The 14,878-nt window shown below is 48.5% G+C and carries 15 protein-coding genes; 10 read left to right on the forward strand and 5 right to left on the reverse strand.

From position 1 onward, the window contains the following. Window positions 1–42: 42 nt before the first annotated feature. From N7E60_RS15320 to pdsR, 3 genes are read right to left on the reverse strand one after another with little or no spacing between them, the layout of a single operon-like run. Window positions 43–711, reverse strand: a complete 669-nt coding sequence (locus tag N7E60_RS15320) for a glutathione S-transferase family protein (protein ID WP_269598974.1) — start codon at window positions 709–711, stop codon at window positions 43–45. A gap of 52 nt (window positions 712–763) precedes the next feature. Continuing rightward, window positions 764–3,007 carry a proteobacterial dedicated sortase system histidine kinase gene (gene pdsS, locus N7E60_RS15325; protein WP_269598975.1) on the reverse strand — a complete coding sequence of 748 codons (2,244 nt, stop codon included), beginning with the start codon at window positions 3,005–3,007 and terminating at the stop codon, window positions 764–766. Continuing rightward, window positions 3,004–3,702: a proteobacterial dedicated sortase system response regulator gene (gene pdsR, locus N7E60_RS15330; RefSeq protein WP_069588746.1), complete on the reverse strand. Its 699-nt coding sequence runs from the start codon at window positions 3,700–3,702 to the stop codon at window positions 3,004–3,006. The genes pdsS and pdsR overlap by 4 nt, the downstream gene beginning before the upstream one ends. 205 nt (window positions 3,703–3,907) lie before the next feature. On the opposite strand from pdsR, the gene pdsO reads away from it, so the two are divergent. Both pdsO and N7E60_RS15340 read left to right on the forward strand, forming a co-directional pair. Then, a complete protein-coding gene (pdsO, locus tag N7E60_RS15335; protein ID WP_269598976.1) occupies window positions 3,908–4,627 on the forward strand; it encodes a sortase-associated OmpA-like protein PdsO in 720 nt (239 codons plus the stop codon). A 94-nt stretch (window positions 4,628–4,721) separates the two neighbouring features. After that, window positions 4,722–5,150 carry a GNAT family N-acetyltransferase gene (locus N7E60_RS15340; RefSeq protein ID WP_069588709.1) on the forward strand — a complete coding sequence of 143 codons (429 nt, stop codon included), beginning with the start codon at window positions 4,722–4,724 and terminating at the stop codon, window positions 5,148–5,150. On the opposite strand, the gene N7E60_RS15345 is transcribed toward N7E60_RS15340, so the two are convergent. Both N7E60_RS15345 and N7E60_RS15350 read right to left on the reverse strand, forming a co-directional pair. Beyond that, on the reverse strand, window positions 5,151–5,675 hold the full coding sequence (locus N7E60_RS15345; RefSeq protein WP_269598977.1) for a methylated-DNA--[protein]-cysteine S-methyltransferase: 525 nt from the start codon (window positions 5,673–5,675) through the stop codon (window positions 5,151–5,153). It lies immediately after the preceding gene. 26 nt (window positions 5,676–5,701) lie between these two features. After that, the gene (locus N7E60_RS15350; RefSeq protein WP_077480849.1) at window positions 5,702–6,133 is read right to left on the reverse strand and encodes a DUF3010 family protein; all 432 of its coding nucleotides are present in this window, start codon (window positions 6,131–6,133) and stop codon (window positions 5,702–5,704) included. A 308-nt stretch (window positions 6,134–6,441) separates the two neighbouring features. On the opposite strand from N7E60_RS15350, the gene N7E60_RS15355 reads away from it, so the two are divergent. The 8 genes from N7E60_RS15355 (at window position 6,442) to N7E60_RS15390 (ending at window position 14,878) form a co-directional block, all read left to right on the forward strand. Further along, window positions 6,442–7,353, forward strand: a complete 912-nt coding sequence (locus tag N7E60_RS15355) for a hypothetical protein (protein ID WP_269598978.1) — start codon at window positions 6,442–6,444, stop codon at window positions 7,351–7,353. Between the two features lie 87 nt (window positions 7,354–7,440). Further along, complete coding sequence (locus tag N7E60_RS15360) at window positions 7,441–7,980, forward strand: NUDIX hydrolase (protein WP_096631691.1); 540 nt, start codon at window positions 7,441–7,443, stop codon at window positions 7,978–7,980. A gap of 17 nt (window positions 7,981–7,997) precedes the next feature. Further along, window positions 7,998–8,213, forward strand: a complete 216-nt coding sequence (locus N7E60_RS15365; protein WP_077457216.1) for a DUF3820 family protein — start codon at window positions 7,998–8,000, stop codon at window positions 8,211–8,213. 238 nt (window positions 8,214–8,451) lie between these two features. Continuing rightward, window positions 8,452–9,042 (forward strand): tyrosine-type recombinase/integrase, encoded by a 591-nt coding sequence (locus N7E60_RS15370; protein WP_269598979.1) that lies wholly within the window; start codon window positions 8,452–8,454, stop codon window positions 9,040–9,042. Window positions 9,043–9,206: 164 nt separating this feature from the next. Then, a complete protein-coding gene (locus N7E60_RS15375; RefSeq protein ID WP_269598980.1) occupies window positions 9,207–10,280 on the forward strand; it encodes a helix-turn-helix domain-containing protein in 1,074 nt (357 codons plus the stop codon). Next, window positions 10,261–10,749, forward strand: coding sequence for a PIN domain-containing protein (locus tag N7E60_RS15380; protein ID WP_269598981.1), 489 nt, complete (start codon window positions 10,261–10,263; stop codon window positions 10,747–10,749). The genes N7E60_RS15375 and N7E60_RS15380 overlap by 20 nt, the downstream gene beginning before the upstream one ends. Before the next feature lie 15 nt (window positions 10,750–10,764). After that, window positions 10,765–13,080, forward strand: a complete 2,316-nt coding sequence (gene hsdR / locus N7E60_RS15385) for an EcoAI/FtnUII family type I restriction enzme subunit R (protein ID WP_269598982.1) — start codon at window positions 10,765–10,767, stop codon at window positions 13,078–13,080. A gap of 1 nt (window position 13,081) precedes the next feature. Next, window positions 13,082–14,878, forward strand: a complete 1,797-nt coding sequence (locus N7E60_RS15390; protein WP_269598983.1) for an ATP-binding protein — start codon at window positions 13,082–13,084, stop codon at window positions 14,876–14,878.

Consider the following 14,878-nt stretch of genomic DNA (forward strand, 5'->3'; position numbering starts at 1 on the left):
GCAGGCCAATGATGTGCCTGCCCGTCTAGTATACCGCTCAGCCTAGCGTGTGACCATGCCGCGAATTTGTTTGGCACGCTCTTCATCTGTTGCGTCAGAGGGGGCGGGCGTGAGTAGCGCCTTTTGGCAGGCAGGCCTTGCCGCTAGCGTATCTAGCCACGCTTTTAAAGCATCAAGGCCCGAAATATCAATGCCGCTCCATTCATGAATGCGCGCCCAAGGCCAGGTGGCCATATCGGCAATGGTGTATTCGTCGCCGGCAAGGAACGGATGTTTTTGCAACTGGCCATCAACCACTTCGAGTAAGCGTCGCCCCTCTTTTTGATAGCGTTCGATTGCCGCTGGGATTTTCTCTGGGAAATAGCGGTAAAACACGTTCGCTTGGCCCATCATGGGCCCAACCCCACCCATTTGAAACATGAGCCACTGGATAGTTTGCGAGCGCGCTTTAGGGTCTGACGGTAGAAACTGCCCCGTCTTTTCCGCGAGATAGAGCAAAATGGCACCGGACTCAAACACAGCAAAATTGTCGTTGTCCTGATCGACAATGGCAGGAATACGTCCATTGGGGTTAATCGCCAGAAATTCCGGTTGTTTCTGTTCGTTCGCCATTAAATCGAGTGCATGCAATTGATACGGCAGTCCCATTTCTTCCAAGGCGATCGCAACTTTGTAGCCATTGGGGGTGGCGGCTGAATAAAAGTCAATCATGTTAGCTCTCCCTGTCAGTGAACCCTCAGTATCGACACGATAAAGCGGAAGATCAATCTTCCCCAAGCTGCTGTGTGCTGGGCCATATAAGTGACATTGTCACACCATCTTGGCTGGCGCGATTGCTGGCCACAAGTGTCGCTTGGTGAAAGTCTGCAATCAAACGTGCAATGTAAAGGCCTAAACCGAGATGCGGTTTATCCGATTTATGCGACTCTGAACGCACGCTGACCATCGATTGGAACAGCTGATCACGCATGTGTTCGGGCAGTAGCGGCCCGGCGTTACTTACTGTGATAGTAATATGCTCAGCGTCAAGGCTCAGCGCAAGATCAATCGGGGTGGCGCCATCATCAAACTCAACCGCGTTGGACACGAGCTTATCCAATAATTGCGCGAGGTAGTCGGGCACAGCGAATACTCGGATGGTCTGCGCCGGTAGCATGACGTTAAACCGATGATCCGGATACGCCAGTTGATAGCCTTGCCCGCAGCCTTCTATCAGTGCATTGAGATTCACCGGCTCTTTATCGGCATTATCAAAGCTTTGTTCAAGGCGTGTGGCTTCGGTTAAGGTTGATAAGATCCCCGCAAGGCGTTGCACCCCGTCTTGGGCGCGGTTGATGTAGGTGAGCTGGTCAGGATCCGCTTGCGTATACGCCATGTTTTCCAATGACGATCGCACTACCGCAATGGGCGTTCTCAGCTCATGGGATAAGCGAGATGACATTTTTTCAAGATACTGGTTATAGCCAGCAATGCGGCCAACCATGTCGGTGATGGTTTGGGTTAGTAAACCGATTTCATCGTGGCTGGTTGCCGGTGTGATTGTGCCCGTGACGCGCCCTTGGCTATCGATAGCATGATTAGCTTCTTGTTGGAGGCGACGCAGACGTTTGGCGATATGCGAGCCGAATAACAGCAGCAAGAGCACGCCGGTACAAATCACCGCGAGCATCACGGAAAAGAGGGTTTCAAGGGCCTCATTACGCAGGCTACGGATCCCGTTGGTGGTCTCTTCAACAATCACGGCCCCCGCAACTTTACCGTCCAACCAAATCGGGTAGGCTGCAGTTAAGATCATCGCTTGGTTGTCATCTGAGCTGCGCCAACTGGCGTAAGGCCGCCCTTGTAAGGCTTGTTGCGCCTGTACGCCCTTATAAATTGAGGCTTGTTGCATCGCATCGACAAAATGCTCAGGCGGGGTTACAAGCAGTTTATCGTACCAAGGGCGTAGCAGCGTTTGTGTTATCCAGTCCATGACGCTTTGCTGCTCTGGGATCGCTTGGCGAGGTTGCCAGACACCGGTGGAAGTTTGGATGTCACCCGCTTTTGCTAGCACGCGACTGTGTTGATCAACCACCCATACACTGGAGGCCCCATTATTCATCCGCTCAATTAATGCTTGAATGGGGGCCGAGGGCATCATAAAGCTGCCCAGCGTTGCCGCTGAACGTGTCGATGCGGTGCCAATAATCGCGCGTAGACCGCGGTTAAAACTGTCGTCCACATCGTAGTAAGCGATGCCGAGCTGCTGGCCGACCCACGCCGCTGGCAGTTTGATCTCAACTTGATAGCCTTGCTCTGTGGCGCGCCACTTAGCGGCAATGGGAAGTGGTTGGGGCGGGCCTTCGATATTTACGCCGGTGGCATTGTCGGCAAGACCGTTATCGAGATGGATGATTTTTGCATTGTCAGAATTACGGGCTTGTCCGATGGCGACGCGATAAAACGCCCCTTGCGGTGAGGTGAGTGCCAATATGAGATGATCTTGACTGTCGATATCGCCTGTCGCTTGTGGCGTGGCAGGGGTGCTATCGATAATATCGAGCGCGAAATACACCGCAGTGTCGGTGCTGCCACTCATGATCGCCAAAGAAAGCGTGTCACTGTTGTATGCTCCTTGGCTAAAGATCAGTCCGTTGCGTTGATAAAAGCGCTGATGATGGCGATAGGGTTGCCAATCCTCTAAGTTGCCATCTAAGCGAATAGGCTGGGTTAAGCGAAATGCATGCAAATCTTTGCCCGGCTCTAAGGTAGAGGGGGGGGCATGCTGGGTAAATAAGCTGGGGCGATCGTTCATCCCCATCGCAAAGGCCCGAGCAGTGCCCATTAGCGTCTGCTCTTGGCCTTGGCGTAAAACACTTTCCATTTCCCACACGTACTGGTAGCCCAAATAGGGCAGCAGCAGTAGAAAACTCGAGAGAATCACAATCTTGGTGCGGATCCCGGCCAGCCCTTCTCGCACCCAGCGACGTCCTTTTAAGCCATAACGACGCAGTCGACTCAGGCTCATGGGTGTTCCTCATCCCAGCGATACCCCATGCCATAGACGGTGCTAATGCAATTAAATTGGCTATCGACGGCGAGAAACTTTTTACGGATCCGTTTCACGTGTGAGGTAATGGTGCTGTCGTCCACCACCGCGTGCGCTTCATCCATTAATGCTTGACGGCTTTTGACGTGGCCCGGACGTTTAACCAAGGCATGGACCATCCAAAACTCGGTCACAGTGAGATCGATCAAGGTGTCATGCCAATAAACGCGCATCCGATCCAAATCAAGATTCAGCGGGCCGCAATGCAGACTTTTTACTTGGCTAGCCGGCGCTTGGGCCAAGAGATCACTGCGGCGAAACAAGGCGGCAATGCGCGCCATCAGGTGAGGCAGTGAGACGTCTTTGGTCAAGTAATCATCGGCGCCCATTCGCAGCCCCACCACTGTGTCAATGTCACTATCCCGAGCGGTTAAGAAGATAATCGGCACTGTTGCAGACATCGCGCGTAGGGCTTGGCATAGCGCAAAGCCGCCGTCAATTTCATTCCCCAGACCAATGTCGATAATGGCTAAATCGGGTAGACGTTGCTCAAAAGCGGTTTGGGCGGATGGACGATCGGCGTAGGTATTAACCTGATAGCCTTGGCGACGAATCACATCGGCATAGTTATCGCGAATGGCGGCTTCATCTTCAACAATTGCTATCTGCTTCATGGTACGGGATAGGTAACGAGTGTTGCAGTGACTATACCCAAACTCAGCGCAGAGAAAACCCCTTTTGCTGGAATCCGCGCAATTGCCATTTTTTTGCCACAATTGATCGCCACATTGCCATGTTTTCTCCCGCAAAATGCCTGATCGGCTTGTTTTAATGTCCTCATCGCCAGCACGGCACAACAAACACACTTTCGAGGACATTATGGATATCAAAAAAGCACTCACACACTCTGTATTCGCGGTTTCTATGTTTGTCGTGGCAACCCCACAAGGGATGGCCGCCACACATGTTGAGCGAGACAAAAAACCAGAATTGATTGGTATGGGCAGCGGCGCGGTGGCTGGCGCGTTAGTGGCCGGACCGGTCGGCGCAGTCGCGGGAGCGATTATCGGCACCGTGATGGGGCAAAACGCGAGCTTCGAAACACTTGCGACGGAGCAGCAAGATACGATTGAAACGATGAATGCGAAAAATGAGCAGCTGAGTCTTGTCACGCAAAAATACAACGAAGCTCAATTAGAGCTTGCCCGCTTGCGCACCGAGCAACATTCTATCGAGGATATCGACTTAGCGATGAATATTCAGTTTCGAACCAGCTCGGCCGAGATTGAACCCCACTTTATGATTCAGCTTGATGAGCTGGCAGGGTTTATCCAGCAAATGCCGGATGCGCAATGGCAATTGGCCGGGTATGCCGACCCACGGGGGCACAAAGCCTATAACCAAGCGCTGTCAGAGCAACGTGTGCAAGCGGTTTATGACTACTTGGTCTCGGTTGGGGTCGATCCGGCGCAGCTAGATACGGTTGCGTATGGAGACAGCCAGCCATTGGCCGACCAAGCTGACAATGAAGGCTTCTTCTTTGACCGTCGCGTCACCCTTTCACGTGTCAAAGGCGGGCAAATGGCACAGGCACAATAGTCGTCGCTTTATCGTTCAGGGGCTGGGCTACCATGCAACGGCCTAGCCCATCGCAAATGTTAGAGACTTATCTTCGGCAACCAAGGAAGACACCATGATTCGACAGGCAACCCTTCACGATATCGATGCCATTTGCGCTTTGTGTGAGCGCTGTCAGCCTGACCCACTTCCGTGGCGTCAAATGAAGAAAACGCTCACCGATTTGATTCACGCAGAGGATGCCAACGTATTAGTCGCTGAGCTTTGTGGGTTGGTCGCAGGCGTGGTGGCGTTCAATGTGATCTTACAACTGGATAAATCCAACCATGTCGGGCGCATCAGCACCATTATGGTGGATGAACACTTTCGAGACATGACACTCGGCCGCCAGTTACTCAGTGCCGCGGAGACCTGTTTGCAGGCAAGAGGGTGTGATCAGATTGAAGTGGTCCCGAGTTATCACAAAGCCGATGCGCAAAGCTTTTACCTGCACTGCGGTTTTAAACTTACCCCAGAGCGACTGATAAAAGCGTTAGCAGCATAGCTAAGCGACAAAGGCTTTTTCTTTACCACTTTGCGGATTGGGGAGCGTGGTTGGCCATTCGCCGGTTGCTTCCCACATCAACAAAGCTTGTTTGGCCGCAAGACCGCCCCCGTAGCCAATCAGCTGCCCTTGGCGACCAATAATACGATGGCAAGGAATGATGATAGAAATTGGATTCTTGCCATTCGCGCCGCCTACCGCTTGGTTGGCTTTTGGGTTACCAATAGCGGTGGAAATGGTCTGATAGCTGGCCGTTTGCCCATACGGAATTGCTTGTAGCGCTTGCCATACCCGTTGCTGAAAGGGCGTGCCTTGTGGGGCGAGGGGCAAAGAGAATTGTTGGCGCGTGCCATTGAAGTAACCATCTAGCTGACGACATGCTTCATCCAGTACTCGTTGGGCGGAGTGAGACGATGCATCAACGGGTTGCGGTGCGCGTTTAGGCAAATACAACCCGGTGAGTCCGTCGCTATTCGCGGTTAAGGTTAACTCACCGAGTGGTGATGCATAAGTGATTTGGCTCATAACACATCCTTGTGGTTGTCACTTAATTAGTTGGTGTGCTGATTACAATACGCGCAAGCGGTTAAAAACGCTTGTTCTTGGAACTGCTTAAGGCCGAGTTCTTTTAAGCTCACATCAACAGGGTGACGTTTTAGGGTTTGCTTCATTACGCTGCTTGGCAGCACCTCAGCATCTGTTCCCTCAATTAGCTGCAACGCGGCTTCTAGCTTGAATCCAGCACTGCTACCGGCAAATTTGCCTTTGGTTGGGCGCTCGCGGATCACAATCTTTTCTACCTGATAGTCTTCGACCAGCTTGCTCATGGTGCGATGAAAGTGTTGGATGCTTTCTTGCGCTTCAGGCTTGGCAACGGTGATCTTTTTTGCGCGGCACTCAGGCACAGAAAACAAGCCGTTGTCGCTGTCTAGCAATACAATGTTCGCTTCATTGGCTTTTAAATCAACAGCACAAACTCTCATGATGATCTCTCTGTCTTAATCGGTAAGGGCGGGCAGTATACGCAAAAGGTCTCGCGTCGTCACAGGATTAACCTTACTTGCACGGGCGAGTCTGTCAATAATGCCGATAAATTCGTCCATACGGGTTTTCTAGCACCACGCTGGATAGCCAAGAGCAATGGGTTCGGGAAGAAGGTCGATAAAATAAGACATATAGCTCGCATTATTCTGGACGTTGGCGTAATTTTATGCGCGCTCCGTGTGCGGAACCCCAGCGGCTTCGCGCGTTTCCTTTCGCCGTATGATTATTCATCGCAGAGACAACCATCATGAATACTGATGCACGCGCCACCACCAAGCCGAGTGGCCTTTTAATCGTAGGAATCCTTTTTATTCCTTACCTGTGTGTTTGGACCTTATTGGACAAAAAGTATAGCGCGTTTAGCCGTATTCTCGGCTTTGGCTATATGGTGATTGCATTTATGTTATTTGTTAATGGCCCCACTAACCCGCAGTCTATATGGTCAGCGACGTTAAGTTTGTTGGCCCTTTGCGCATTGGGCTTTGGGTTTTATTTAGTCCGCCAAGCGCTCAAGTGGGGGTGGAAAAATGCCATTGAGCAATTAAAACCAACCGGCAAGGAAACCACATCAGCCGCCAGCATGCAGACACCGTCCCAGCCAGCGGTGACAAAAAGACTGCCGGCTTGGCTTGTGAAAGATATCGACGTGAGTGAAAACGCCGATGGCACGATTCACTTCACGTTTCCCGCTGATATGTCTGGCCCAGCGAAAGATAAAGTCATTCAGTTCTGTGAAGGTTTATCGGACTTCGGCCCCTTTACGTGGTCAGACGCGGTGGCTTCTGAGTCTGTTTCGGCATCTGCTGAGCATCACGCGCCCGCTCAAGCTAATGATACTCGCGTGAGCAACACCGACTCGGCGCGTTCGGTTGAGGGCTTGATCAAACTTGCCACCCCTAAACATGGCTGGTTTAAAGTTAGCTTCTTAGGCTTTCCAAACGATGAAGAAAGTCAGTTATCAGAGATGGCACTGCAAAGCGGTATGACGATTAACGATCACACGCAAGAGGCGGTTGATGTGCTCTGCTTTGGTGATTTCGCTAGCAACGCAATGATAGAAAAAGCGCACGCTGAAGGCGCGGTGGTGTTAGATAAAGAAGCGTTTGTTCACTTTGTGGCGAGCGGCTATGTACCAGAAAAAGGCACCGCCTTGGCGTAACGGCGTTCGCGGTTTGCAACGCGCTGCGGCGAATCGTGCGAGTGTGTTATACTCGCGCGCTTTGCTTTTGTATTGCCTGAGTTCTTTATGCAAATTATCGCCCAACACACCGATGAGCGCGTGTTACCGCTCGACAACAAAACCATTATCACACGCCATGCGGCCCGCGCGATTGCGCTGCAAGGGGATGAGATCCTTTTGATGTACACAGCACGCTATGATGATTATTCGTTACCCGGTGGCGGTATTGACGAGGGTGAAACCGCAGAGCAGGGGATGATCCGCGAGCTACAAGAAGAAACGGGCGCACAACATATTCGTGATATTCGCCCGTTTGGCTGCTTTGAAGAATATCGCCCTTGGTATCGTGACGGTGCCGATGTGATGCACATGTTTTCTTACTGCTTCTATTGCCAAGTCGATCGAGAGCTGGGTACTCCCACGTTTGAGCACTACGAGATCCATAACGGCATGCGACCTGTGTGGGTGAATTTGTCTCACGCGATCGCGCACAACAAAGCGGTGATGGCAAACAGCGACAAAGCCGGGCAATCGCTGATCCGTGAAACCATGTTGCTCGAAATGATTGCTCAGCAGCGTGAGAACCCCCAACAAGCCACGGCGTAATCGACAAGGAATGCTTCATGGACAAAGAGCAACTGATTAAATTGGCCAATATGCGCATGCCGTTTGGCAAATACGCAGGCCGTGTATTGATTGATCTGCCTGAAGAATACTTACTGTGGTTTCAAAACAAAGCAGAATTCCCCGACGGCGAGCTCGGGGAGCTGATGCAATTGTGCTTAGCATTAAAAGTTGAAGGCTTAGAAAGCGTGGTTAAGCCTTTAAAGCGGATTTAACCTGCCTCAACCCAAACAGTCAGGCCACCAGCCTGGCTGTTTTTCCCTTATCTCAAGCTGGTAACGAGGAGCAAGCTATAGGCTGCTTAAATTGTTTTTGCCCCAAAATTCGTTAGACTAAATACTCTAGCGCGCTTAGACCTGCAATATTTCTCAGCCCCCTTACTGCATAATCATTCAACTCCCCTTATCTAAATTTTATAAGGCCACTTCTAAAGTAAGACTGGAGGTCAATTATGTGGACGAAAAAGGTCATCTAACTGGGCAAAAAAAGCCATTCAAGCTTGAAGATATCTGGCGAATTCGTACTAGACTCGAAATCGAAGGTAACATCATGGAATTGGCCTTGCTGAATCTCGCCATTGATTGCAAGTTGCGCTCATGTGATTTGCTCAGGATGAAAGTGAGGGATATCTCTTCTGGTAGTGTGATTCAAGAACGCGTGCTTTACAGTCAAAGTAAAACGGGCAGAGAGGTACAGTTTGAGATCACCTCACGCACCGTACAGTCATTGACTCAATGGTTAATGCACAGCCAGTTATCTGCGTCAGACTACCTTTTCCCGAGCCCTCGTAAACAAGGTAAACCAATGAGTTATAGCTGCTATGCCAATATTATTCGCCGTTGGGCAACGGAACTCGGCTACGATCCCTATCTGTATGGTACGCACTCAATGCGTCGAACAAAGGCGACGCTAATTTATGCTAGAACCAAAAACATTCGGGCTGTTCAACTACTACTAGGTCACGCTAAGTTGGATAATACCATTCGTTATTTAGGAGTAGAGATGGAAGACGCACTCAACATATCTGAAAGTTTAGAACTGTGACTTTGTTCTGATATGACAGCGTCCATATATAGGTGTAATAAGGTCAAACATTCAACCAATGTGACTTCTGCACTATGAAACTTATAGAAAAGTGTACCAACAGGGTTTATAATTTACTTTGTTTTTCCATTTTTATAAACCAATCCGTTGTTTGAGAGGATACCATGTTTGCAGAACGCCTAGAACGAGCCCGCAAGGCTGCCGGGCTATCAATGAGTGCATTAGCTAGTGAGGTTGGCCTGTCCGCTAACGCCATTAAAAAGTACGAACATGGTACAACTATGCCCTCTTCTTCAAACTTGCTTAAGCTTGCGAAAGCTCTAGATGTACGCACCGAATACTTCTTTCGACCGACCAAGGTGAAGTTAGAAGGTGTTGAGTACCGCAAGCGTGCTAGCACCCCAAAGAAAGTACTAGATCGAATCAATGGTGACGTCTTAGATCAAGCTGAACGTTGGCAAGAGCTTTTAGAGCTTTATCCAGATTCCGTGAAACCTATCCCTGATTTCGAGCTACCTGATGACCTTCCTGAGCAAATAACTCGCTTGGATCAAGCCGAAGACTTAGCGGTTCAAATGCGCCATGTATGGGATCTTGGTTTAAATCCAATCCACGATATGATCGATACCCTCGAATCTAAAGGAGTGATGATCATTACCACTGATGTGGCAACGGATAAAAAGTTTGACGGTCTTGCGGGGAAAATCGGGAACACGCCTGTAGTGGTTATCTCTACGGCTCAAAGCGGCGATCGACAGCGCTTTACCTTGGCTCATGAACTCGGTCATTTGGTTGTGCATGGGCGTTTGGCTGAAGGTCTTGATGAAGAGAAGGCTTGTAATACGTTTGCTGGTGCGTTTCTTCTCCCTGCTCAAACACTTATTGAACACTTGGGCGAAAAACGCCGTCACATCGAACCACGTGAATTATTCATGATTAAGCATGAATATGGTATTAGCATGTTGGCAGCACTGTTTCGTGCTGGGCAATGTGGGATTATTACGCCAGCGACTCAGAAAAACTTGTTTATGCTGTTTAGTAAAAATGGATGGCGCACTCAAGAGCCTGGGAAGGCCTACCCTCATGAGTCGACATATCTACACAAGCAACTGGTTTACCGTGCTTTAGGTGAGGAGTACATAGGGGAATCAAAAGCCGCTGAGTTACTTGGCATGTCTGTCTCTAGCTTTCATAAAGAACGAAAGTTGGAGGTGTTGAGTGCAGCAACTTTTAATTAGTGACGCCAATATCCTCATTGATATGGAAGAAGGCGGCCTGTTGGAAGCTATGTTTCAATTACCTTTTGATTTCGCAACGCCAGATATTCTTTTTTTCGAAGAGCTAGAAGAAGAACATTCCCACTTACCCAATTTAGGGTTAGCGTTAAAAGAGGTTTCTTCAGAATCAATGATGTATGCCATGCAGCTGACAGGCACCTATACCCAAGCAAGTAGAAACGATTGCTTTGCCCTTGCTTTAGCTAAGCAAGAGCAGTGCCCTTTGCTAACGGGAGATATGGTACTTAGAAAAGCAGCTGAGAAAGAAGCTGCTATTGTCAAAGGCACAATTTGGCTAGTAAGCCAGCTGGTAGTACATCAGCAAATTAACACAGAACAAGCGCGAGAGGCCTACAGGCAGATGCAAGCCAATGGTAGGCGTTTACCATGGACTATCGCAGAAAAAGCTTTAGTAGAACTAGAGCGTTGAGGGAGTAGTTGATATATGTCGTCAGAAGCAGATACCAGAGCAAACTACATCGATCCAGCGTTAAAAGCCGCACATTGGCAACCGGGCAACATCATTCGGGAACATTACTTTACCGATGGCCGTAAGCTTGCTGGCGGTGTCCGTGGTCGTCGTTGCTTCGTCGATTATCTGCTCCACAAAGACAATCGTTACCTTGCAGTTGTTGAAGCAAAAAAAGAATCAGAACATCCAACCAAAGGCCTTCAACAAGCCATCGACTATGCCAAGAAGCTACTCGTTCGCTTTGTCTATTCAAGCAACGGTATACAAACCTATGAGTTCGACTTAGAAACTGGCAAAGGCGACTACATCGAGTTTTACCCAACACCACAAGAGCTTGAAAACCGCTACGCGGGTGTTAATTCGGATCTAGGCCAGCAACTTCGTAATGTGCCCTTTCATTTAGAAGGCGCAATGCAGCCGCGTTATTACCAAGAATTAGCTGTCCATGCTGCCACAGATGCCATTGGTAAAGGTAAGCCTCGCGTACTGTTAACGCTGGCGACAGGTACAGGTAAAACCTTTATTGCCTTCCAAATCGTCCATAAACTGTTTCAGTCCCGTTGGAACAAAGAAACACCAGGTAGTCGACGACCACGAATATTGTTTTTGGCTGATCGCAATATTTTGGCCGACCAAGCTATCAATACTTTTAACCCCTATGAAAAAGACCTTATTAAGATAAATGGGGAAGAGGTACGCAAGCGTGGCGGTGTAGTGCCAACCAATGCACATATCTTTTTTGCTATCTACCAAGCCATTGCTGAGCGTGAAAACATTGAAGGCTATTACAAAGAGTATCCAAGTGATTTCTATGACCTTGTAATGATTGACGAGTGTCATCGTGGCAGTGCTAATGAGACAGGCTCTTGGCGAGCCATACTCGATCATTTTGGCAGTGCAGTGCATGTAGGTTTAACAGCCACACCAAAACGTGAAGCTAATGTGGATACCTATGATTACTTTGGAACTCCTGCATTTGAATACTCATTAAAAGACGGTATCAACGATGGCTTTTTAACGCCATATCGTGTTAAGCGGGTACGTACCAACTTAGACGAGCTCGTGCTGACCAAAGATGACCAAGTGATCGAAGGTGAATCAGGGCAAGACGTCTATCAGGTAGAAGATTACGACAAGAAGATCATTGTTGATGAACGTACCGAGCTGGTCGCAAAAGCCATTTTGGACAATATCAATCCACTAGAAAAAACCATCGTCTTTTGCGAAAACCAAAATCATGCTCTCACCATGCGCGACATGATCAATAAACATAAAAAAGTTAAAGACCCACACTACTGCGTTCGTGTAACCAGTGACGAAGGTAAAGTTGGCCGCGAGCTACTGGAAAAATTCCAAGATAATGACAAAGATATCCCCACCATTATTACCTCATCGCAAATGTTAACCACGGGGGTAGATGCCCGTAACGTGCGTAACGTAGTGCTGGATAGAACCGTTGGCTCCATGGTGGAGTTTAAACAAATTGTCGGTCGCGGAACCCGTGTTTTTGATGGCAAAGACTATTTCACGATTGTCGATTTTCGCGGTGCAACCAATAAGTTTTATGACAAAGATTGGGATGGCGAGCCTGAAGCACCAGAGCCCGGTGGCACAGGGGAGCCTAAACCACCGCCATACACACCAGAACCACCCGGAGGAACAGATGGCCCAGAACCTGAACCGGGTGAAACAAAACCTCGGTTGAAAGTAAAGCTCGGCAAACACCGAGAACTGAAAGTCATTGACGTTGAAACTCGTTATATCGATGAAAACGGCAAACCTCTCACTGTGCAAGAATTTGTTGAGCGCTTGATCACCCAATTACCAGGGTTGTTTAGATCGGTTGAGGAATTGCGGCAGATATGGTCAGACCCAGACGAGCGCGAAACCTTGCTCGGTAAACTCGTACAAGCAGGTTTTGATAAAGAGCAACTCGCCACACTACGACTCATGTTTGAAGCAGAAGAGTGCGATATTTTCGATTTGTTGGCTTTTTTAGCCTTTGAACAGCCAATGGCAACCCGTAAAGCTCGTGCCGATCAAGTACGCACTAACAGCACCTTCTTTAATCAGTACCAACAACAAAAGGCACAGCGGTTTTTGCACTTTGTGCTTAACAGGTATGAGCAAACTGGCAGCACCGAGCTATCGCGCGAGCGCTTGCCAGCGCTTATCGAGCTATCAGGGTTGGGTACTGTCAAAGATGCCTCAACAGCATTCGGTGGAAAACCAGCCTATTTGCTGGCGGCTTTTAAACAATTACAACAACAGCTATATCACGTGAATTGAAATGGAACTAACACTAGCGCCTAACCCGCTGCACGACCAGCGCCAAACCCTATATATCAACAAAGTAGCGACCTTGATTGGTGAAAATGGCAGCGGTAAATCCAGCATCTTGCAGTCAGTATTTGAAGAGCGGTTAAACAAACGCGCACATCACCACCTAAATGTGGTGTGCTTTTCTTCAGGGCAGAATGAAAACTACTCTGAAAAGTTTGGTATTTACTTAAAACGCGAACGTCAAGCTGGTAGAGGGTTGGGTTTAGAGTGCCTTTACTTTGACAAGCCCTGGTCAAAATTACTCATTTTCCTCGCAACGGCGACTAAGCGTAGTGGCAAAGTTCGTTCATTTTTGCGCGAACGAGGCTATGTTACAGAATCAGCATTTGAAGGTGATGACCAAACTACGTGCTTAAAATGCGCATTCAAAATTGATAAAAACTACGTCAAGCGAGTTCAGGATGCCCTGAAGCGCGAAGAAAATGGCGAAGTTGATACACTACGAAATACGCCTTACTTCCGTTCGTTAGACAGCTTTATTAGCACCTTTCACTCTAGAGACTATGAGTTTGAGCAACCGCTACGTAAGCGAACTATTGAAGTACTAGCAAGCCGAATTATAGATGTTTCGTTCGATTATCCAAGACAAGCACAAGCAGGTGAAGAAGGTATAGAGGCCGGTGATGTAAATGCCCAAGCTCAAAATACAGCGTTTGAGCCTGAAGTGAGCTTTTTTACCCAAGCGGCAGACAACGATTACTTCATAGACAAACAAGGCTACAAACTCGTTTTTAAAGATGGAATAGAGCTTGACCAGTTAAGCGACGGTGAATACCAACTGCTCTTTCTATACGCGTTGATAGACCTTTTTGATGCACCGAATACTCTATTCCTGTTTGATGAAGCAGATTCGCACCTGCACTACAAAAACGTAGAGAAACTATGGTCTCTATTACACGGCATACAAGGCCATGCGATTACTACGACACACCTGTTGGACTCTATTTCTGCAAAAGAAAACCGCATAGAACACTTGAAAGTTGTGGAACACGGCCGAATCAATGAAGACAACAAAATCAAGCAACTAATCAGCCGACTCAGTGTACTTTCTCGTGCCAAATCCGTTGAATTTGAGGTGTGTGGCAAGCTGCCTAACATCGCCTTATTAGATGACTACAACGACTGGATTATCTTTACCAAACTCGCCTCACGTGCAGGGTTAGACGTAAATCGATTAGCCACTGTGCATGCAATGAAAAAGTCGTCCAGCTACGCTACTGCTAACGAAACCTTTGGCAAGGGCAAAATAGATTGGTTACATGGCTTAAGCAAGATTGAATCACCACTTGTAACAACACAGATTTTCCTAATTTGTGATCGAGACGAGGCGGCATTGGACTGGAATGCTGCCAATGGCGTTCAAGTGAACGGGCAAGTGTACCGTGAGTTGCTAAATGCCATTCAATGGCCTCGTGGCACCAACGTATCGCCATATCTATTGGCTTGGAAACGCCGTGAAATCAAAAACTATTTGCTCTCATACACCGCATTGGCGCACCACAATCTGCTTGGCCAAATAAACAATGGTGATATTGCGCAGCGCAATCACCTTCAGTCCAATAATCCTGGTGATAACGACGATATTCGTAGGATGAACGTCAAAGACATTATCAACCCGCTGATTAACACCGATGGCGAAGGCTTAGACCCAGCAAAACTCCAAGACTATATCGACCTGATTCCGCCAGACGAAATCAGCGAAGACATCACCAATATGTACAATTTTATTATCGGAAAACTATAA

It is taken from the genome of Salinivibrio proteolyticus, assembly GCF_027286365.1.
Lineage (GTDB): Bacteria > Pseudomonadota > Gammaproteobacteria > Enterobacterales > Vibrionaceae > Salinivibrio > Salinivibrio proteolyticus.